The sequence below is a fragment of the Bacillus sp. H1a genome (assembly GCF_000633475.1).
Classification (GTDB): Bacteria; Bacillota; Bacilli; order Bacillales; family Bacillaceae_G; genus Bacillus_A; species Bacillus_A paramycoides.
On record NZ_AYMH01000046.1, the window covers coordinates 16676 to 38507 of the forward strand.

At 36.1% G+C, this 21832-nt stretch carries 20 protein-coding genes and 1 riboswitch; of the genes, 15 read left to right on the forward strand and 5 right to left on the reverse strand.

Annotated features, from left to right (window positions below; genetic code table 11):
• Window positions 1–4: 4 nt before the first annotated feature.
• The 6 genes from pcrA (at window position 5) to U860_RS0121895 (ending at window position 9454) form a co-directional block, all read left to right on the forward strand.
• The gene (gene pcrA / locus U860_RS0121870; RefSeq protein ID WP_029953054.1) at window positions 5–2248 is read left to right on the forward strand and encodes a DNA helicase PcrA; all 2244 of its coding nucleotides are present in this window, start codon (window positions 5–7) and stop codon (window positions 2246–2248) included.
• Window positions 2249–2263: 15 nt separating this feature from the next.
• Window positions 2264–4273: an NAD-dependent DNA ligase LigA gene (ligA, locus tag U860_RS0121875; protein ID WP_025150175.1), complete on the forward strand. Its 2010-nt coding sequence runs from the start codon at window positions 2264–2266 to the stop codon at window positions 4271–4273.
• Between the two features lie 16 nt (window positions 4274–4289).
• Window positions 4290–5486 (forward strand): CamS family sex pheromone protein, encoded by a 1197-nt coding sequence (locus U860_RS0121880; protein ID WP_025150176.1) that lies wholly within the window; start codon window positions 4290–4292, stop codon window positions 5484–5486.
• Between the two features lie 94 nt (window positions 5487–5580).
• Window positions 5581–6351 (forward strand): TSUP family transporter, encoded by a 771-nt coding sequence (locus U860_RS0121885; protein ID WP_025150177.1) that lies wholly within the window; start codon window positions 5581–5583, stop codon window positions 6349–6351.
• A 152-nt stretch (window positions 6352–6503) separates the two neighbouring features.
• Complete coding sequence (gene pruA / locus U860_RS0121890) at window positions 6504–8051, forward strand: L-glutamate gamma-semialdehyde dehydrogenase (RefSeq protein ID WP_025150178.1); 1548 nt, start codon at window positions 6504–6506, stop codon at window positions 8049–8051.
• 509 nt (window positions 8052–8560) lie between these two features.
• Entirely contained in the window at window positions 8561–9454 is an 894-nt protein-coding gene (locus U860_RS0121895) for a DUF4097 family beta strand repeat-containing protein (protein ID WP_025150179.1), read from the forward strand.
• 67 nt (window positions 9455–9521) lie between these two features.
• Here the strand turns inward: U860_RS0121895 and U860_RS0121900 are convergent, their stop codons facing one another.
• A complete protein-coding gene (locus U860_RS0121900; RefSeq protein ID WP_025150180.1) occupies window positions 9522–10067 on the reverse strand; it encodes a cysteine hydrolase family protein in 546 nt (181 codons plus the stop codon).
• Window positions 10068–10308: 241 nt separating this feature from the next.
• Window positions 10309–10414, forward strand: a riboswitch (SAM riboswitch).
• A gap of 124 nt (window positions 10415–10538) precedes the next feature.
• Here U860_RS0121900 and U860_RS0121905 point away from each other — a divergent pair.
• Genes U860_RS0121905 through U860_RS0121915 form a run of 3 tightly spaced genes read left to right on the forward strand, consistent with a single transcriptional unit; the run spans window position 10539 to window position 13088 of the window.
• Complete coding sequence (locus U860_RS0121905; RefSeq protein ID WP_025150181.1) at window positions 10539–11558, forward strand: methionine ABC transporter ATP-binding protein; 1020 nt, start codon at window positions 10539–10541, stop codon at window positions 11556–11558.
• The gene (locus U860_RS0121910) at window positions 11548–12213 is read left to right on the forward strand and encodes a methionine ABC transporter permease (RefSeq protein ID WP_025150182.1); all 666 of its coding nucleotides are present in this window, start codon (window positions 11548–11550) and stop codon (window positions 12211–12213) included. Before U860_RS0121905 ends, U860_RS0121910 begins: the two co-directional genes overlap by 11 nt.
• 20 nt (window positions 12214–12233) lie before the next feature.
• Window positions 12234–13088: a MetQ/NlpA family ABC transporter substrate-binding protein gene (locus U860_RS0121915; protein ID WP_025150183.1), complete on the forward strand. Its 855-nt coding sequence runs from the start codon at window positions 12234–12236 to the stop codon at window positions 13086–13088.
• Between the two features lie 168 nt (window positions 13089–13256).
• Here the strand turns inward: U860_RS0121915 and U860_RS33930 are convergent, their stop codons facing one another.
• The 4 genes from U860_RS33930 to U860_RS0121935 form a co-directional block, all read right to left on the reverse strand.
• A complete protein-coding gene (locus U860_RS33930) occupies window positions 13257–13742 on the reverse strand; it encodes an HXXEE domain-containing protein (protein WP_081806857.1) in 486 nt (161 codons plus the stop codon).
• Between the two features lie 64 nt (window positions 13743–13806).
• Window positions 13807–13998 (reverse strand): DUF3926 domain-containing protein, encoded by a 192-nt coding sequence (locus tag U860_RS0121925; protein WP_025150184.1) that lies wholly within the window; start codon window positions 13996–13998, stop codon window positions 13807–13809.
• The gene (locus U860_RS0121930; protein WP_025150185.1) at window positions 13991–15172 is read right to left on the reverse strand and encodes an ArsA family ATPase; all 1182 of its coding nucleotides are present in this window, start codon (window positions 15170–15172) and stop codon (window positions 13991–13993) included. Before U860_RS0121930 ends, U860_RS0121925 begins: the two co-directional genes overlap by 8 nt.
• Window positions 15173–15246: 74 nt before the next feature.
• On the reverse strand, window positions 15247–15729 hold the full coding sequence (locus U860_RS0121935) for a MarR family transcriptional regulator (RefSeq protein ID WP_002174627.1): 483 nt from the start codon (window positions 15727–15729) through the stop codon (window positions 15247–15249).
• A gap of 231 nt (window positions 15730–15960) precedes the next feature.
• Here U860_RS0121935 and U860_RS0121940 point away from each other — a divergent pair, with 231 nt between their 5' ends.
• The 6 genes from U860_RS0121940 to U860_RS0121965 all read left to right on the forward strand — a co-directional run bounded on the left by U860_RS0121940 (window position 15961) and on the right by U860_RS0121965 (window position 21811).
• On the forward strand, window positions 15961–16197 hold the full coding sequence (locus U860_RS0121940) for a YiaA/YiaB family inner membrane protein (protein ID WP_001254396.1): 237 nt from the start codon (window positions 15961–15963) through the stop codon (window positions 16195–16197).
• 141 nt (window positions 16198–16338) lie between these two features.
• Complete coding sequence (gene gatC, locus U860_RS0121945) at window positions 16339–16629, forward strand: Asp-tRNA(Asn)/Glu-tRNA(Gln) amidotransferase subunit GatC (protein ID WP_000086999.1); 291 nt, start codon at window positions 16339–16341, stop codon at window positions 16627–16629.
• Window positions 16630–16644: 15 nt separating this feature from the next.
• Window positions 16645–18102: an Asp-tRNA(Asn)/Glu-tRNA(Gln) amidotransferase subunit GatA gene (gene gatA / locus U860_RS0121950; protein ID WP_025150186.1), complete on the forward strand. Its 1458-nt coding sequence runs from the start codon at window positions 16645–16647 to the stop codon at window positions 18100–18102.
• Window positions 18103–18116: 14 nt separating this feature from the next.
• Window positions 18117–19544: an Asp-tRNA(Asn)/Glu-tRNA(Gln) amidotransferase subunit GatB gene (gene gatB, locus U860_RS0121955; protein WP_025150187.1), complete on the forward strand. Its 1428-nt coding sequence runs from the start codon at window positions 18117–18119 to the stop codon at window positions 19542–19544.
• A gap of 473 nt (window positions 19545–20017) precedes the next feature.
• The gene (locus U860_RS0121960; RefSeq protein ID WP_002174630.1) at window positions 20018–20923 is read left to right on the forward strand and encodes a diacylglycerol kinase; all 906 of its coding nucleotides are present in this window, start codon (window positions 20018–20020) and stop codon (window positions 20921–20923) included.
• A gap of 141 nt (window positions 20924–21064) precedes the next feature.
• Complete coding sequence (locus tag U860_RS0121965) at window positions 21065–21811, forward strand: HAD family hydrolase (protein WP_025150188.1); 747 nt, start codon at window positions 21065–21067, stop codon at window positions 21809–21811.
• Window positions 21812–21832 lie beyond the last annotated feature (21 nt).

Here is a 21832-nt window from a genome sequence, read left to right on the forward strand (position 1 = left end):
ACATATGAGTATGACAGATAGGTTATTAAATGGTTTAAACCCACAGCAACAAAAAGCAGTACAAACAACGAATGGACCACTACTATTAATGGCAGGCGCAGGTAGTGGTAAAACACGTGTGTTAACACATCGTATTGCGTATTTACTTGGTGAAAAAGGTGTGGCGCCATGGAATGTATTAGCGATTACCTTTACAAATAAGGCTGCCCGTGAAATGCGCGAGCGTATTGATACACTTGTTGGACCAGAAGCGGAAGACATTTGGATTTCTACGTTTCACTCTATGTGCGTACGTATTTTGCGACGTGATATAGACCGTATTGGTGTTAATCGTAACTTTACGATTTTAGATGCAGGTGATCAGCTAACTGTTGTGAAGAAAATTATGAAAGAGCGCAATATTGATCCGAAGAAATTTGAGCCGCGCTCTATTTTAGCCGGTATTAGTAATGCGAAAAATGAACTGTTATCTGCAGATAAATATGCAAAAAAAATTACAATCGCTGATCCATATGAAAAATTAACGAGTGATGTATATACAGAATATCAAAAACGTCTTCTGAAAAATAACTCATTAGACTTTGATGATTTAATTATGACAACGATTCAGCTATTTGAGCGTGTTCCAGAAGTACTAGAGTTTTATCAGCGTAAGTTCCAATATATTCACGTTGATGAGTATCAAGATACGAACAAAGCGCAGTACCTTCTTGTTAAACATTTAGCAGCACGTTTTAAAAATCTATGCGTTGTAGGTGATTCTGACCAGTCTATTTACCGCTGGCGTGGTGCAGACATTTCTAACATTTTGTCATTTGAAAAAGACTATGAGAATGCGCAAGTTATCCTGTTAGAACAAAACTATCGTTCGTCACAAAATATTTTAAATGCAGCTAATGCTGTTATTGAAAAAAATTCAAACCGTAAACCGAAGAAATTATGGACAGACAATCAAGTTGGAAGTAAAATCTCGTATTATCGTGCTGCAACCGAAAAGGACGAAGCGTATTTTGTTGCGAAAAAAATTCGTGATGATATTCAAATGGGGAACCGAAAATATACTGATTTTGCGGTATTATACCGTACGAATGCCCAGTCTCGTATGGTCGAGGAGATTTTCCTAAAATCTAATATCCCTTACAAAATTGTCGGAGGTACTAAGTTCTACGACCGTAAAGAGATTAAAGATATTTTGGCGTATTTACGTCTAATTGGGAATCCAGATGATGAGATTAGTTTTGCACGTATTATTAACATGCCAAAGCGCGGGATTGGTGCTACTTCCATCGATAAAATTATTAATTATGGCGTACAAAATGGAATTTCATTAACTGCTGTATTCGATGAGATTGAGCATGTTGGAGTAAGTGCAAAAATAACAAAGGCAGTAAAAGAATTCGCAAGTTTATTACACAACTGGGTAAATATGCAAGAGTATTTATCTGTTACAGAATTAGTAGAAGAAGTTATTGAAAAAACAGGCTATCGCGATATGTTGAAAAATGAGCGTTCTTTAGAAGCAGAAGGCCGTTTAGAAAACTTAGATGAGTTTTTATCTGTTACGCAAACATTTGAATCTCAAAGCGAAGATAAGAGCCTTGTTGCATTCTTAACAGACTTAGCTCTTGTGGCGGATATTGATCGCGTAGATGAAGATCCAACTGCTGGTGAAGAAGTTATTTTAATGACGATGCACTCAGCGAAAGGATTAGAATTCCCAGTTGTCTTTATTGTTGGTTTAGAGGAAGGGATATTCCCGCATACTCGTTCTCTTATGGAAGAAGATGAAATGCAAGAAGAGCGCCGTCTTGCCTATGTAGGTATTACCCGTGCAGAAGAAGAGTTATACTTATCCAATGCTCAAATGCGTACTTTATTTGGTAGAACAAGTATGAACGCAGCATCTCGATTTATTACAGAAATTCCGACAGAATTAGTGGAATCATTAAATGAAACAGCGCCGAAGCGTGAAACTTCGTTTGGTGCAAAAGGAAGAACGACAGGCGCAACGGCAAGTGCAACGACAACACGTTCTCGTTCAGCTTTCGTACGTCCGGCTGTTAAGACAACAGGTGGCGAGCAAATTGGCTGGGCAGTAGGTGACAAAGCTTCCCACCAGAAATGGGGAGTCGGTACAGTTGTAAGTGTAAAAGGTGAGGGAGATGCAAAAGAATTAGATATTGCGTTCCCAAGTCCAATTGGTATTAAACGTTTATTAGCGAAATTTGCACCTGTGACGAAACAATAGGAAAGGAATGAGGATATGTCAAAAGAGATAACAAAAAAGCGTATAGAAGAACTGCGTGATTTGTTAAATACATTTAACTATCAATATCACGTATTAGACAATCCTTCGGTTTCTGATGCGGAATATGACCGTAATATGCAGGAGCTTATAAAATTAGAAGCAGAGAACCCTGAATTTGTAACGGAAGACTCCCCCTCTATTCGAGTTGGGGGAGCTGTACTTGATATATTTGAAAAGGTAACGCATAAATCACCGATGCTAAGCTTAGGAAACGCGTTTAATGAAGGAGATTTGCGTGATTTTGACCGAAGAGTACGTCAAGGAATTGATGATGTGAATGTAAGATATATATGCGAATTAAAAATTGACGGACTTGCTGTTTCACTTCATTATGAAAAAGGACGCTTTATTCAAGGTGCAACACGCGGTGATGGTATAACTGGTGAAGATATTACCCAAAACTTAAAAACGATTAAAGCAATTCCACTTCGATTAAATGAAGAAGTAACGTTAGAAGCGCGAGGCGAGGCTTATATGCCGAAGCGTTCATTCGTTAAATTAAATGAAGAAAAAGAGCAAAATGGTGAAGATGTATTTGCAAATCCGCGTAATGCGGCAGCAGGATCGATACGTCAACTTGATCCGAAAATTGCAGCGAAGCGTAACTTATCTATGTTTGTATATGGTCTTGCTAATGTAGAAGAAAAAATAATTCCTTCTCATAGTGAATCACTTAATTTCTTAGGTGAGCTTGGGTTTAAGACGAATCCAAATCGTCGTACATGCGAAACAATTGAAGAAGTAATAGCCTATGTAGAAGAGTGGCAAGAAAAACGCCCGCATCTTGATTATGAGATTGACGGAATCGTTATAAAAGTAGATGATGTTGCTATTCAAGAAAGCTTAGGAACTACAGCAAAAAGTCCAAGATGGGCAATTGCTTATAAATTCCCGGCTGAAGAAGTTGTTACGAGATTAACAGGGATTGAATTAAGCGTTGGCCGCACAGGGGTTGTAACACCAACTGCAGAGTTAGAGCCAGTGCGAGTGGCTGGAACTATTGTCCGTCGTGCTTCTTTACATAACGAAGATTTAATTCGTGAAAAAGACATTCGAATTGGTGACTACGTTGTTGTGAAAAAGGCCGGAGATATTATTCCTGAAGTTGTGAACGTTATTTTTGATAAGCGTACTGGTGAGGAAGAAGAATACCATATGCCAACGCATTGTCCAGCGTGTGAGAGTGAACTGGTCCGTTTAGAAGAAGAAGTAGCACTTCGCTGTATAAACCCGACTTGTCCAGCTCAAATTCGTGAAGGATTAATCCATTTCGTTTCAAGAAACGCAATGAATATTGACGGACTTGGAGAACGTGTAATTACACAACTCTTTGACGCAGATTATATTCGTACGTTTGCAGATTTATATTCATTAACGAAAGAGCAATTACTACAGCTGGAGCGTTTCGGTGAAAAATCAGCAACCAATTTAGTACAAGCAATTGAGAATTCTAAGGAAAATTCATTAGAGCGATTATTATTTGGTCTTGGTATTCGCCACGTCGGAGCGAAAGCAGCACGCACATTTGCTGAACATTTCGAAACGATGGATGAGCTTGTGAAAGCAACAGAAGAAGAACTAAAAGCAATTAATGAGATTGGTGAAAAAATGGCTCAATCCGTAGTAACGTATTTCGATAATGAAGACGTATTAGAGCTATTACAACAATTTAAAGAGTATGGCGTGAACATGGCATACAAAGGTATAAAAAGTGCTGATTTACAAAATGTTGAGTCGTACTTCGCAGGAAAAACTGTCGTCTTAACAGGGAAACTAGAAGTTATGGGACGCAGTGAAGCGAAGAAGAAGATTGAGGCATTAGGTGGAAAAGTAACAGGAAGTGTTAGTAAAAGTACGGATTTAGTTGTTGCTGGTGAAGCTGCTGGCTCGAAATTAGCGCAAGCAGAGAAGCATAATGTTGAAGTTTGGAATGAAGAGAGGTTCTTACAAGAGCTGAATAAGTAAGAGGTGCAAACTCACGATGAAAAAAATAGCGTTAGTGGTATTAAGTCTAGGCCTACTTGTAAGTGGGTGTAGCACGGGTACCAACAAAGATGAAAAAGTAGTTGAGAAATCGGGGAAAGCGAAAGAGCAAGCGGTTATCCCGAAATACTCCATTTCGGATGAATATTATAAGACGACGGTTCCATTTGATCCAGGTAAGGCACGTGGTTTAGTTGTACAAGGTTTAAATAATCGTCTAGATATAGATGAGTTTGAAACGGGGCTAATGCGTATTGCGAAAGAATCGTTTAGTACGAAAGATTATTTCTTTAAAGGCGGAAATGTTCTAGATGATAAAACTATACAAATGCTTGTAAAAAGAAAGCGTACAGATGCTGAACAAAAAGATCTAGAGGACAAGTTAAAAAAAGATGCAGTTAAATTTCCGAATATCGGACTGAATCCAGCTTTAAGTGAAGGCTCAGAATCACTAGAAGTGAAAAATAAAAAAAATCCAATATATATCTCAAATATTTTAGAACATGATTATTATGAACAAAAAGGTGAGAACGCTGCTGAACCTAGTGGCATTGTAGTTGGATTAGCGATGAATTCTGTCCAGTATTATAATGAAGAGCATGGTTATCCTCGTGAGGCTGAAATCCCAGATAAAAAAATGTTGGCTGAAGGGAAAAGAATGGCACAAGAGATATTGAAAGTAATGCAGCAAAAAGATCCTAAAGTAAAAAATATTCCGGTTACCTTTGCAATTTACCGTCAAGGTCCAAAGTCTTCGCTTGTGCCGGGGAATTTTGTTTCTTATGCTAAGGTAGAAAAAGGTAGTGAAACGGTTGAGGATTGGAAACCAATCAATGAGAAATATTACTTGTTCCCGTCTGAACAAGCAAAAACAGATAATAAACGTGAAGACCTTGCAAGAGTAGCAAACTTTAAAGCGAAATTAAGTGAGTATTTCCAAGGTGATTATACAGCTGTTATCGGTACTGGTATGTATAAGGATGATGAATTAAAGGAAATGAAACTTGAAATTCCTGTCCAATTTAATGGGAAAGCTGAAGTAATTGGTTTTACACAATATGTAGCAGGACTTGTTACGGAATACTTCCCGAATTATATGAAAGTACAAGTAACGATTAAATCTGTAGAACGCCCAGAAGCTATTATTATACGTGAAGCAAAGCAAGATGAACCGTTTGTGAAAATTTTAGATTAAAGATGAGAGCTGTTCCTTTATGGAACAGCTTTTTTTTTTGAGGAATTTTGTTATAATTTAAAATGTTATAAATAAAGGGGTAAGGGGCAAAGTCATGGAAGAATTAAGCTTTCAAGTCATTATTTTATTAATTGGATTCGGTTTTTTAGCGGCTTTCATTGATTCGGTTGTTGGAGGTGGAGGATTAATTTCGCTTCCTGCACTTATGTTCGTTGGGTTACCACCAGCTTCGGCAATCGCAACGAATAAATTAGCTGCAACGATGGGGACGTTTACGAGTGCAATTTATTTTATTCGGTCAGGAAAGGTCGATTTTCGGATTGTAGGAAAGTTAATCCCGTTAACTATTATTGGAGCGGTCGCAGGTGCTTTAGTAGTAAAGTTTATTCCACCTGATATTTTGCGTCCATTAGTGCTAGTAATGTTGGTTTTTATTGCCATTTATATTATTGCAAAAAAAGATTGGGGAAGTGTATCTACCTATAAAAAGATGACACGAGGGAAAACATTAATGTTTTTCTTTGTGATTTTAATTATAGGATTCTATGATGGTTTTTTTGGTCCAGGAACAGGATCCTTTTTAATTTTTGCATTTTTATTAATTGGTTTGGATTTTATTCAAGCGGCAGCATCTGGAAAACTTTTGAACTTCGTTAGTAATATCGTATCTTTAATTACTTTTTTATTTTTAGATGTAATTCATTTTGAATACGGTATAATTATGGGATTATCAATGATTTTAGGTGCTTATTTTGGATCGAAGTTTGCAGTTCGAAAAGGTGTTGGATATGTAAGGACTTTATTTTTATTAGTTACTATTTTATTAATTGGGAAAAATGTTTTGGAATATACTCATATTTTGTAGATTCATACGTATGTATGAATCTCTTTTTTTTATTATATTTTAAAAATTAATTAATTTTTAAAATATAAGTCTAGGAATATTTGAATAAATCTAAATTATCGTGTAGAATAATGTTGTAAAATGTAAACGTTTTTCTAAGGGGAGGCTAAAAAATGGTAGTAGCATACAAACATGAGCCATTTACAGATTTTTCAGTAGAGGCTAACAAATTAGCGTTTGAAGAAGGTTTAAAGAAAGTAGAATCTTATCTTGGACAAGACTATCCATTAATTATCGGGGGAGAAAAAATCACTACAGAAGACAAAATTGTTTCTGTAAACCCTGCAAATAAAGAGGAACTTGTTGGTCGCGTTTCAAAAGCAAGCCGTGAATTAGCTGAAAAAGCAATGCAAGTAGCGGATGAAACATTCCAAACTTGGAGAAAGTCAAAACCAGAAATGCGTGCAGACATTTTATTCCGTGCTGCAGCAATTGTTCGTCGTAGAAAACATGAGTTCTCTGCTATTCTTGTAAAAGAAGCAGGTAAACCATGGAATGAAGCAGATGCTGATACAGCAGAAGCAATCGACTTTATGGAATATTATGGTCGTCAAATGTTGAAATTAAAAGACGGTATTCCAGTAGAAAGCCGTCCAATTGAATATAATCGTTTCTCTTACATTCCATTAGGAGTAGGTGTTATCATTTCTCCTTGGAACTTCCCATTCGCAATTATGGCAGGTATGACAACAGCTGCTTTAGTTTCTGGTAACACAGTATTACTAAAACCAGCTAGTACAACTCCTGTAGTAGCAGCGAAATTTATGGAAGTATTAGAAGAAGCTGGTTTACCAGCTGGCGTAGTAAACTTCGTTCCAGGTAATGGTTCTGAAGTTGGTGACTACTTAGTAGATCACCCTCGTACACGTTTCGTTAGCTTCACTGGATCTCGTGATGTAGGTATCCGTATTTATGAGCGTGCAGCGAAAGTAAACCCAGGACAAATTTGGTTAAAACGAGTTATCGCTGAAATGGGCGGTAAAGATACAATCGTTGTTGATAAAGAAGCAGATCTTGAATTAGCAGCTAAATCTATCGTTGCATCAGCATTCGGATTCTCAGGACAAAAATGTTCTGCATGTTCTCGTGCAGTAATCCATGAAGATGTATACGATCACGTATTAAATCGTGCTGTTGAATTAACAAAAGAATTAACAGTTGCTAACCCAGCTGTATTAGGTACAAACATGGGTCCTGTTAATGACCAAGCTGCATTCGATAAAGTAATGAGCTATGTTGCAATTGGTAAAGAAGAAGGTAGAATCCTAGCAGGTGGCGAAGGAGACGATTCTAAAGGCTGGTTCATCCAACCAACAATCGTTGCTGACGTTGCAGAAGATGCTCGCTTAATGAAAGAAGAAATCTTCGGACCAGTAGTAGCATTCTGTAAAGCAAAAGACTTTGATCATGCACTCGCAATTGCAAACAATACAGAATACGGTTTAACAGGAGCAGTTGTTTCTAACAACCGTGACCATATTGAAAAAGCACGTGAAGACTTCCACGTTGGTAACTTATACTTCAACCGTGGATGTACTGGTGCAATCGTAGGTTACCAACCATTCGGTGGCTTTAACATGTCTGGTACAGACTCTAAAGCTGGTGGCCCTGATTACTTAGCACTTCACATGCAAGCAAAAACTACTTCTGAAACTTTATAAGAAATAGTAGAAGAGATCTTCACATCCCGTGAAGATCTCTTTTTTGAGAAATTCTCTATAATAGAGGTAACTAGTTAATTTGAAGTAGGAAATACTCACTATATATTACCATTTATTCTTTAGAACTAGCTAAACCCTATTAATAGCAGGATAAACATGTAAATAGAAACAAAACAAAGAGAAAAATTGACTTATTAGTCATATTTTTTAGTATTTATTTTTAGGATTTCCTGTATAATACAATTTGAAAGAAAATCTATGGTTAGACAAGAGAACACTCCTTTCGGTTTTGCTCACTGAAAGGGGTGTTTTTTATTTTTTAGCACATACACCTTGTAACAAATTATGGTAAATGTTAGTATTTTATTCGGAGTATTCGGAAAAATACGAATCAGTACTGATTAATATATAGTACTAAATAATAATAGTTATATGGATAGTAATTGTAGAAATTCAATTTTTAACAACTGTAAGACGATATGAAAATGATAAAAAGGAAGTGTTATCGTATGAAGATGTTAATTTTAGTTGCATTATCATTGCTTGTTATTGGGGGAATTGGAGTTGGGGTGATGACTGTTTTTGGAGGAGGTTTCAATAAAGTTGAAATTCATAAAAAAGAAATGGTAGCCGGTGGGAAAATCGATGAAATTGAAATGAAAACGTCTGCTGCTGATGTTGAAGTTGTGACAGTCGATTCAAAAGAAATTGAAGTGTTACTAGATGGGAATATGAGCAAAGGATTAGTAGATAAATATAAATTTATGGTAAAGGAAGAAAATAATCACTTAAATGTGGAGTTTACTAAAGATGGGAATTCAGTTGGTTGGAACGTTGGCACTACTGCAGATGTAAAATTACAAATTAAAGTGCCAAGTAAATTGTATGAAAATATGAAAATAAAAACATCATCAGGGGACGTTCTAGCAAAGGATATGGAAATAAAGACAGCAGAAATAAAAACATCATCGGGGGATATATCGTTATTACAGTCTACAATAAATGAGAAATTAACAGCTAAAACATCTAGTGGAGCAATTGAGACTAATAAAAGTGAAGTTGTAGCAGCAAATTTAACTACGAGTAGCGGTGAAATTAAAGCAGATGGTCTACGCTCTAAAGAAGTGGCGTTTACGACGTCATCAGGTAATATTGAATATAATGATAAAAGTTTGCAAGGTGAGGTAGAATGTAACACCTCAAGCGGTGATGTTCAGATGAAATTTGATACACTTCCTGAATCTTTGAAGATTAATTTTGAGGGAGGTTCTGGTAAACCTTATTTGAATGTACCTGGTCTATTGTATGAAGAGAAAACAAAGCATAAATTAATTGGAGTAAAAGGTTCAGGAGAACATAAAGTGCAAGTAAAAACAAGTTCGGGAGATTTTAAGTTACAATAGTTTGAGAATAAAAATAAAAATCATGTCTTTCTCTTTAATTGATGAGGAAGACATGATTTTTTGAATTTTAGTTAGCTAAAAATTCTTCTGTACTCATTACATTTGCATACACTCCATTTAAACTCGCCAAAATTGTATTGTGAATATAAACAGCCGGTATAGTAGCGTTCTTAAATGAAAGATCCTTTGTAGCGCAAGCATCATGTATAACGGTACAATGAAAGCCAAAATCAAAAGCCGCCCTTACTGTAGCATCAATACACATATGAGTCATCATCCCACATATTACGATGTGCTCAATATCTAAACGTTGTAATTGCTCTAAAAGATCAGTTTCTCGGAAGCTATTTGGATAATGTTTGAGTATAACGGTTTCTTCTCTAAGTGGACGGACATTTTCATGAATATGGACACCTTCTGTATTTGGTAGGAAAAAAGTAGCATCATCTTTTATAGCTACATGTTGGATATGAAAAATAGGTTCGTTTCTTATTCTAAAATGTTGTAGTAGTTGAATAGCATATTCACTTGCTTCTACTGGATTACGTAATTCCATCTTTCCACTTGGAAAATAATCATTTTGAATATCGACGAGCAAAAGAGCTGTTTTCATATATTTATCTTCCTCCGATTTCATATTCAAATTATTTTATTCAATGAATAGAGAGGATTTCCCTTTCTAAAAGTATGAGTGATAAGAATTTTACATAACTATAAAAATCGCTATCGTATTATGATTTCTGATTTGAAAATTTAAATAGAGAAATAATTAATATTTTTCTAAAAAATGTATTGACTCTCATTATTCTGAGTTCTATAATGAGAATTAATTAAATGACAATTAAATCGATACACTCTTATCCAGAGAGGTGGAGGGACTGGCCCTACGATACCTCAGCAACGGGTTTTTTAATACCGTGCTAATTCCAGCAAGCCTAAAACAGGCTTGAAAGATGAGAAGATGTGAACGAGTACATATTAGTGCTCTCCTTCTTATCTTTTATTACTGATAAGAAGGAGAGCACTTTTTATTTTACCTCGAAAGCTCTACTTCAAGTTTTTACAGCATATAGGAGGGAAGAAAATGATTTCTTTTAACAATGTAAGTAAAGTATATGAATCAGGCGGACAATCAGTTCATGCCGTGGAGGATGTAACATTGTCAGTTGAAAAGGGTGAAATTTTTGGCATTATCGGATTTAGTGGTGCTGGAAAGAGTACGTTGTTACGTCTAGTAAATATGTTAGAAAGACCAACTGCAGGAACGATTTCAATAGATGATAAAGATATTACATCATTATCGACGAAAGAGTTACGGAAACTAAGACAAAGGATTGGAATGATTTTTCAAAGCTTTAATCTATTTAATTCAAGAACAGTATTTGGGAACATTGCTTATCCATTAAAGTTAGCAAAATTGCCAAAGAATGAGATAAAAGAAAGAGTGAATGAACTACTAAAATTAGTTGGTTTAGAAGATAAAGCAAACTATTATCCAGAACAGCTATCAGGCGGTCAAAAGCAACGCGTTGGGATTGCAAGGGCGCTTGCCACATCACCGGATATTCTCATATGTGATGAGGCAACATCAGCTTTAGATCCGGAAACAACGACAGAAATTTTAAATTTATTAAAGAAAGTAAATCGAGAATACAATTTAACGATTCTACTTATTACACATGAAATGCACGTTGTGAAAGAAATTTGTCACCGCGTAGCCGTTATGGAAAAAGGAAAAGTAATTGAAGAAGGAAAACTGTTTGACGTTTTCACACAACCAAAAACAAAAACGACTCAGAATTTTGTACGCTCTGTTATTAATGATCACTTACCAGAAAGTGTTCTAGCGAAAATTCAAAATGGAGGTCAGATTTATCGCCTGACTTTTACTGGGGAAGAGACAGGGCAGCCTGTACTATCATATATTGCGAAAAACTATAATGTCGATGTAAATGTTCTTTACGGAAATATTATTGAACTCCAAAATGTTTTATTTGGAAATCTTCTTGTAGAACTACAAGGTGAACAAAGAGAGATTCAAAAAGCACTACAACATCTAAGACTGCAAGTGCAGCTGAAGGAGGTAGAAGCTCATGCGAGTTGATTGGAGTATATTTTGGCCTCGCATTTTAGATGCGACGGGGGATACCCTCCTAATGGTAATTGTTACCCTTATATTTGCTACAATTCTAGGTATACCTCTAGGTTTACTATTATATGTGACGCGGAAAGGGAATTTTTTAGAAAATAAGTGGGTCTTTTCTATTCTTAATATCATTATTAATACAATTCGTCCGATTCCGTTCATTATCTTTTTAGTAGCCTTAAGTCCAATAACAAGAGGTGTTATTGGAACTACAATCGGAACGGCAGCAGCAATCTTTCCAATGACGTTAGTTGCTTCAATTGGTATTGCTAGAATGGTTGAAACAAACCTTGTCTCTGTTCCGAAAGGAGTAATTGAAGCTGCACAAGCAATGGGTGCTTCACCACTTAGAATTGTTTTTGAAATTCTCGTGCCAGAAGCGTTAGCGCCATTGATCTTGGGAGTTACGTTTATGACAGTCGGTTTAATTGAATTTTCTGCAGTCGCAGGACTTGTCGGTGGTGGAGGCCTTGGCGACTTAGCAATGACATATGGCTATCAACGCTTTGATACATCAGTTATGTTCGTAACGGTCGTTTTACTTATTATTCTTGTACAGTTAGCTCAAAATTTAGGAAACTACTTTGCGAAAGTCTTTTTACGCAGATCATAAAAGGAAGAGGGGAAAATAAAATGAAGAAAATTTTAGCATTTGCATTATCAGCAATCGTAGGAATTTCAGCATTAAGCGGTTGCTCAGGTGGAGACACAGGTGCAGGAGCGAAAGAGAAAGTAGTTCGCGTCGGTGTAACTGGAACAGATGGAGACGCTTGGGAAATCTTAAAGAAAAAAGCTGAAAAAGAAGGCATTAAAATTAAACTGGTTGAGTTCTCTGATTACACAACGCCAAATAAGGCGTTAGCTGATGGAGATATTGAACTAAACTCATTCCAGCATATTGCTTTCTTAGAACAATTTAAAAAGGAGCATAAGTTAGACATTACAGCTGTTGGTACAACACAAATTGCACCGATGGGCTTATACTCTGAAAAATATAAGAAAGCAAATGAAATCCCAGATGGTTCAGAAATTGCTATTCCAAATGATCCAACGAACCAAGCACGCGCATTAAAACTTCTTGATGCAGCTGGATTATTAAAGCTTAAGAAAGATTTCGGTCTATTTGGAGATCCAAGTGGTATCGCTGAAAATCCGAAGAAGTTAAAAATTACACCGGTTATCGCACAGCAAACACCTCGTGTATTAAAAGACGTAGCAGCTTCAGTTATTAATAACGGTGTTGCTGGTCAAGCTGGATTAGATCCAGCGAAGGATCCTATTTTCCTAGAAGATCCAAAGAATGAAAATGCGAAACCATATATTAATATTTTCGCAGCTCGTACGAAAGACAAAGATGATCCAACACTGAAAAAAGTAATCGAATTGTACCATTCAAAAGAAGTAACAGATGCAATTAAGAAAGAAACAAATGATGGTTCAATTTCAGTAGATCTTTCACTTGATGAGCTTGCAAAAATCGTAAAATAATTATTGAGTTTAACGGGCTAACAGAAGGAACCCCTCCGCTGTTAGTTCGTTCAACATATAATCTACTTAACAAACAAAACCCTAATTCTGTACCTTCCAATTTTGTATAACGTAGAATCCAATGTTTGTTAAGTAGAGTGATAGACCAGGAATTTTCTTGGTCTTTTTTTATTGTTGAAAGCAACTAGCGAATAGTAAGGTAATCCAAATTATAATTGGGTAAGAAAGTAAACTGAAAATGAGTGTAATTGCTAAATTCCTTTTGTGGATTAAGCATTTTTCTGATGAAAAGAAGAAAATAGAAAACAGGACAATGGAAGCTGCTGATATTACGCCTGGATTATAAGAATGATAAATGAAATACAAGATAACATGTTGAACGGCGTTAAAGAAGATACAGCCCTGTATAAAAATAATCCAGTAAATAGAAGATATGATGCTTAATTGATATAGAATGACTATGAGTAAGACCAATGTTGTTAATATGGAAATCGCAATGAAAAATTGTTTGTTAGTTATAAAGTGGATCGAAAATTGATTAGCAAGGTATTGTGGCATTTGAAAAGCCTCTTCAAGGTTATGAATGAAAAATAAAAAGGGGATTAGCCAGATTGTATTAGTGGCGAAATATCTTGTTGAAGATGTTTTTATCAACTTACATCAGCTCCAATAAAGGTATAGAAAGCCTATAAAAAATAGGCCTTCTATACGGATAGGGTTATTCAATGATGATACTTTTTAAATTACCTTCAGGATGTGGTTGTTCTTCCGTATAAGAAGAGAGCTCCTCCTGTAAAATGTTTAGTGTTTGCTTAGCTGATTGCTGAATCGGATTTGGTAGCTCTTCTAATATACGCATACCAACTTTTAGTTTTGTACGAATTATTCTCCGTAAAAGTTCATCATGCATGTACTACACCTCCAAACCGAATGTTTAGTACATCATCTTCAAACTTAGCTCCTTGAATAGAAAGGTGCGTTAATGTTTTTGGTAATGTGATATTTCGCTTCACAGAACCGGCTCGAATAATAAGTTCATCACCTTTTTGATTTAATGAAAGTTCACTTTTGTTTGAGAAGGGAATGGACAGAACGAAAATATATTCATCACCATCTTTTTTTACATATTGCGTGCGACCGTTGAATTTCACTTCAGTAGGACAAGGATCAGTTTTAAATAAAGCATCTCCGACACGTTCTAACATAGACAGCCCAACAACTTCTTGCTCAAACATCGGAGCTTCATAAATAGGAAGTGGTTGAAAGCTATTTTGAATTAATGTTTTATATTTCTTTTGTGTATCTTTCCATGCCTGAAAATAAGGATCGGTGACAGTGTTGGGGATGACGCGGTTAATCATAATGGCATCTACGTTATAATCGTATAAATTTAAATACGTAAAACTGCGCTGAGCTTCTTTAATAACCATTTTTTCAGGATTTACAACAACGCGAATACTTGTTACTTCTCGGTTTGATAAAATATCTCTCATTTCTCCAAGTTGTTCAAGCGTATTCGTTAATTCGTCCATAATATCATCTGTTGGGAGAGGGACGCCGAGGAGTGGTTGTGCTACAGGACGAACAACTTTTAAAACCTTTCTTTTAATAGGAAATAGTTTTTCCATCCACCAGCCGAGCATATCTGGAAAACTAAGCATTGCTAAAGTTTCTCCTGTTGGTGCGCAATCAATAATGATGACGTCATATGTGTTTTTTTTATAGTAATCGAGTACTCGAAGTAAGCTAATTAAATCTTCCATACCAGGAAACATTGTTAATTCTTCTGTTGTAATATCATCAGCTGCTTTGGAAGTGAAGAGTAGTGTAATGTATTTCTGTAATTTGCCCCAACCTTTTTCCATTTCATAAATAGTATTAATTTCTTGTGCCCATAAATTTTCTCGAATTTCTAATGGTTCAGAAGATAGTTTTATACCAAGTGAATCTCCTAAACTATGAGCAGGATCTGTGCTCATTACTAATGTTCTTAATCCTTGTTTTGCACTTTGAAGTGCTGTTGCTGCTGAAATGCTAGTTTTTCCTACGCCGCCTTTACCTGTATACAAAATAATTCTCATCATTATATCCCCTTTGTTTCGAATGTCGAATATTACGAGTTTCGAAGTAAATGATTGAATAAAACCCGGCTAGGGTTTTATTCAATCGGAATGTTTTTCATTTTAGGTGTAGAAACTTTTTCTTCTGTTTTTTGCTGTGACGTAGCAATGTGATTCATGATCTTTTGGAATATTTGTAGTAAGAATGCTTTTTCTTCTTCTGACAATGCTTCTGTCACTAGGCTAAAGTAATGGGCCGCATTTTGTTTTACTTCTTGAACGAGCATTATGCCGTTTTCTGTTAAACGAATTAATACAATGCGTCGATCCTTTTCATCTCGATAACGTTCAATATATCCCTTTTTTACAAGGCGATTTACGACGCCTGTCGTTGTACTCATAGGTATATCAAGAAGATCAGCAATTTTTGTCATTGTAATATCTGCATTTCGCTCCATCCAAAGTAAACAAAATACTTCTGTCTTAGAAAGCGTTAGATCAAGGGTTACCCATTCTTCAGGATAGAAAAGTTTCTTGGCGTTATCTAGCAGTAAGTCTAAAAAATGTTCATATTGCAACAATTATTTCCACTCCCGTATATTTCGAGATTCGTAATATTTGTTTTTATATTATGTTGATTTGAAATAAATGTCAATCATTTTGATTGTTTTTTCAGCCTAGTCAGAAAATATTCTTCAAAATAGAGACTTTTTGTGATAGATTAATAAATAGAAAAAGATAATTTACATAAAAATCCATAATGATAAATATATTTATCTATAATGGGTGTATAGCTAACGAGGGGGAGAACGATGAGGAGAAGAAATACGCAAGCGTTCACGTTTTTAGCATGGACTTCATTTGTTTGCGCGCTTTCTGGAATGTTAATAGGTATATATACATTAGATGAGACGCTTAGTGTAAAAGGGTACTATTTACTTGGGACATTATTTTTAACGATGTCTTGTTTTGTATTGCAAAAAACAATTCGTGATAATGAGGAAGATAATGAAAGATTTCCAAAAAATAAACCGTTAGATAAAGAGTAAATTGTAAAGAAAGGCATTTGCCTTTCTTTTTTTGTGTAAAAATGCTGTAAGTGCCATGTGTTGACTTGCTTGAAGTACTGTAAATTTGGTATCATCAATAGTATTGTAGATTGAACGATATATTATGGAGGTGGCCTAGCCGTGTCAAGAATTTCCGTTGAGAATGTAAAGCACGTAGCACATTTAGCACGTCTTGCAATTACTGATCAAGAAGCAGAAAAATTTCAAAAACAACTAGATGCAATTGTTACATTTGCAGAACAGTTAAATGAATTAGATACAACAGATGTAAAACCAACAACTCATGTATTAACAATGAAAAATGTTATGCGTGAAGATGTGCCAGAAAAAGGTTTACCAGTAGAAGAAGTATTAAAAAATGCACCGGATCACAAAGATAATCAAATCCGTGTTCCAGCAGTATTAGAATAGAGGAGGGGAATTTCGATGTCATTATTTGATCATTCTGTATCAGAGTTACATAAGAAGTTAAACAACAAAGAAATTTCCGTTACGGATTTAGTAGAAGAATCTTACAAACGTATTGCGGATGTTGAAGATAACGTAAAAGCTTTTCTTACATTAGATGAAGAAAATGCACGCGCGAAAGCGAAAGAATTAGATGCAAAGATTGGCGCTGAAGATAATGGTTTACTATTCGGTATGCCTATCGGTGTAAAGGATAACATTGTAACTAACGGACTTCGTACAACTTGTGCGAGTAAAATATTAGCAAACTTCGACCCAATTTATGATGCGACAGTTGTGCAAAAGTTAAAAACTGCTGACACAATTACAATCGGTAAATTAAATATGGACGAGTTCGCAATGGGTTCTTCAAATGAAAACTCAGGTTTCTATGCTACAAAAAACCCATGGAACTTAGACTATGTTCCGGGCGGATCTAGTGGTGGTTCTGCAGCGGCAGTAGCGGCAGGAGAAGTATTATTCTCTCTAGGTTCTGATACGGGTGGTTCTATCCGTCAGCCAGCTGCATATTGCGGCGTTGTAGGTTTAAAACCAACGTACGGACGCGTATCTCGTTACGGATTAGTAGCATTCGCATCTTCACTTGACCAAATCGGACCGATTACACGTACAGTAGAAGACAATGCATACTTATTACAAGCTATTTCAGGTATTGACCGCATGGATGCAACTTCTGCAAATGTTGAAGTTGGAAACTACTTAGCTGGTTTAACAGGCGACGTTAAAGGCTTACGCATTGCTGTACCGAAAGAATACTTAGGCGAAGGTGTTGGCGAAGAAGCTCGTGAGTCAGTACTAGCTGCTTTAAAAGTATTAGAAGGTATGGGCGCAACTTGGGAAGAAGTATCTCTTCCACACTCTAAATACGCTCTAGCAACATATTACTTATTATCTTCTTCTGAAGCATCTGCTAACCTTTCACGCTTCGATGGCGTACGTTACGGTGTTCGTTCTGATAATGTAAATAATTTATTAGATCTTTACAAAAACACGCGTAGCGAAGGTTTCGGTGATGAAGTAAAACGTCGTATTATGCTTGGTACATTTGCTCTTAGCTCTGGTTACTATGATGCATATTACAAAAAAGCACAACAAGTACGTACATTAATTAAAAACGACTTTGAAAATGTATTTGCTAACTACGATGTTATTATTGGACCAACAACGCCAACTCCAGCATTTAAAGTGGGCGAAAAAGTGGACGATCCAATGACAATGTATGCAAATGACATTTTAACAATCCCAGTAAACTTAGCGGGTGTTCCAGCGATTTCTGTTCCATGTGGATTCGGTGCTAACAACATGCCACTTGGTCTACAAATCATTGGTAAACACTTCGATGAAGCGACAATTTACCGCGTTGCACATGCGTTTGAGCAAGCAACAGACTATCATACAAAAAAAGCAAGTCTGTAAGGAGGCGAGCATAGATGAATTTAGAAACAATTATTGGTTTAGAGGTTCACGTTGAGTTAAAAACAAATTCGAAAATTTTCTCTGCGAGTCCAACAGAATTCGGAGCGGAGCCAAATACACAAACAAGTGTAATTGACTTAGGATACCCAGGGGTACTTCCTACTTTAAATAAAGAAGCAGTTAACTTTGCAATGAAAGCTGCAATGGCATTAAACTGTGAAATCGCAACGGAAACGAAGTTCGACCGTAAAAACTATTTCTACCCAGATAATCCGAAAGCATACCAAATCTCTCAATTTGATAAGCCAATTGGAGAAAATGGTTGGATTGAAATCGAAGTAGACGGTAAAAAGAAACGTATCGGTATTACACGTCTTCATTTAGAAGAAGATGCTGGTAAATCAACGCATACAAGTGAGGGTTCATTAGTAGACTACAACCGTCAAGGTATGCCTTTAATCGAGATCGTATCAGAGCCAGATATGCGTACTCCAGAAGAAGCATACGCATACTTAGAAAAATTAAAATCAATCATTCAATATACAGGTGTATCTGATTGTAAGATGGAAGAAGGTTCTCTTCGTTGTGATGCGAATATTTCACTTCGTCCAGTTGGACAAGAGAAGTTCGGTACAAAAGCAGAACTGAAAAACTTAAACTCTTTCACTTACGTGCAAAAAGGTCTTGAGCATGAGCAGGTGCGCCAAGAAAAAGAATTATTATCTGGTGGTATCATCCAACAAGAAACACGTCGTTATGATGAAGCAACGAAGAAAACAATCTTAATGCGTGTGAAAGAAGGATCTGACGATTACCGTTACTTCCCAGAGCCAGACTTAGTTGAACTTTACATCGACGATGAGTGGAAAGAAGAAGTTCGTGCTTCTATTCCAGAACTTCCAGATGCACGTAAAGCTCGCTACGTTGCAGAACTTGGCTTACCAGCTTATGATGCACACGTATTAACGTTAACGAAAGAGATGTCTGATTTCTTTGAAGCAACAGTTGCAGACGGTGCTGATGCGAAATTAACATCAAACTGGTTAATGGGTGAAGTGCTTGCATACTTAAACAAACAACAAAAAGAATTAAAAGACGTTGCATTAACGCCTGCTGGTTTATCTAAAATGGTTCAATTAATTGAAAAAGGTACAATTTCTTCTAAAATCGCGAAGAAAGTATTTAATGAATTAATTGAAAAAGGTGGAGACCCAGAAGAAATCGTTAAAGCAAAAGGTCTTGTTCAAATTTCTGACGAAGGAACACTTCGTAAAGTTGTGACAGAAATTCTTGATAATAATGAGCAATCTATCGAAGACTTTAAAAACGGTAAAGACCGTGCAATTGGCTTCTTAGTTGGACAAATTATGAAAGCTACAAAAGGACAAGCAAATCCACCGCTTGTTAACAAAATCTTACTTGAAGAAATTAATAAGCGCTAAAATAGTATAGATTTTTAAAGATTAAACAGAAAAAACACCCGTATTTGGGTGTTTTTTCTGAGTTAATCAAACGTTTGTTTAAATGGTAAAAAATAATTTAAATAAACGTTTGATTAACTGTCAAAAGTGAAAAAATGTTTGTATAGCAACTATGGTATGATAGTTGCAAAAAGGTGGGAATAATGATAAATCTAGACATAGAGAGTTTTTTCATCTCATGAAATAATAGATAATTATTATTCGTTATATGTAAATTGATGTGAGAGAATGGATAGACATAAATTTTTTGGTCAAATAAAGCAAAACCATCATGAGTGAATTACTTTTGATGTGCTACACGAATCGGGTTCTTACTGCCTGTTTGAGCGGAATAAAAGAAGGATAGGAAGATGAGAGGAGGTAGGCATAGGGATACTGAATAAGGGTTCGGTGTATTCTTTTTTTAATGAATAAGGAATTTCCTGTGCTAATAAATGATGAAGCGAGCAAGAATTATTTATAATCCTACTTCTGGACGTGAGCTATTTAAGAAGAGCTTACCGGAAGTATTACAAAAATTAGAACAAGCTGGATATGAAGCATCTTGTCATGCGACAACTGGTCCTGGAGACGCAACTGTGGCGGCGAGGCAAGCTGCGGATCGCAAGTTTGATGTTGTTATTGCGGCCGGTGGTGACGGTACGCTAAATGAAGTGGTAAATGGTTTAGTAGGACATGAGCATCGTCCGAAGTTTGGAATTATTCCAGTTGGAACGACAAATGACTTCGCACGTGCAATCGGTGTGCCGCGTGCTATTGAAGAGGCGGCGGATATTATTTGTGAAGGGAAAACAGTTCCTTTAGATCTGGGTAGAGCAAATGATACATATTTCATTAATATTGCTGGTGGTGGCCGTATTACAGAATTAACATATGAAGTACCAAGCAAGCTAAAGACAGTATTAGGTCAACTTGCTTATTATTTAAAAGGAATCGAAATGTTACCATCATTACATCCAACATATGTTGAAATCGAATATGATGGGAAGTTACTACAAGAAGAAATTACGATGTTTTTAATTACAAATACTCGTTCAGTTGGTGGATTCGAAAAAGTAGCACCATATGCATCTATTAACGATGGATTATTTGATTTATTAGTGCTGAAAAAAGGTTCTATCGCTGATTTAATTAAAGCAGCAACACAAGCACAACGCGGTGAACATATTAATAATCCGAAAGTGTTATATACACAAGCGAACCGAATTAAAGTCCATTCACCTGATAAATTAATGATTAACTTAGATGGTGAATATGGTGGAGACGCACCGATGGAATTTGAAAATATGTATCATTGTCTTGAATTATTTGTTCCAGAACATCAAGAGGATGCCCTGTAAAGGCATCCTCTTTCGTTTTTATACAGATGAATTGTAAATTGGAAGTTAGTTTGATTTTTATGGTATTTTTACAATTCATTTATTTTATATCCATACTTTATTGATACACTGGAGGAGAGAAGAAACGAGAGGTAGGGTGCTATGGAGAAGGTAAAAGCAATACTATTTGATAAAGATGGGACATTAATGGATTTTCATTCGATTTGGATAAAGGTAGCTGAAGAGCTTGTTTCTGAATGTATAAATGTATATCAATTACCAGAATCAATGCAACCAATTTTATTAAAAGAGATTGGTGTAGAGGGGGCATTTGTTAACCCACGTAGTGCGCTTGCTGCTGGAACGAGTCTTGATGTGGCAAAGGGGCTTTGTAAGTATATTGCAGCATCTAAAGAAGAAGAGATGCATCAATGGGTAAGTGAAAAGTTGTTTGCTCTTATGTATGAGCATCGTTCACATATGAGAATGACGGCAGATTTACCGAAAGTTTTACAAGCGTTAAAGGATAGAGGATTTATTCTAGGCGTTGTTACCGCTGATGACTTCGCGCCGACAGAATTATTTTTAAAGCAGTATCAATTGGAAGCTTTTTTTGATTGTGTTATAGCTTCAGATACGTTTCCGGCACAGAAGCCAGATAAAAGAATTATAGAATCGTTTTGCGAGAGATTCAATTTAGAAACATGTGAAATAGCGGTCGTTGGGGATACGCCGACGGATCTATATTTAGCGAAAAATGGTGGCGATTGCTACGCAATTGGAGTACTATCTGGTACGGGTGATCGTCAAACGTTAGAACCACTTGCAGATTTAATATTACAATCTGTTGAGGATTTAATTTCTCATTCAGGTGAGTTTATTTGGGGACAAGGAAAGTCTAACGTATAAAAAAATAAGTCTATAAAGACT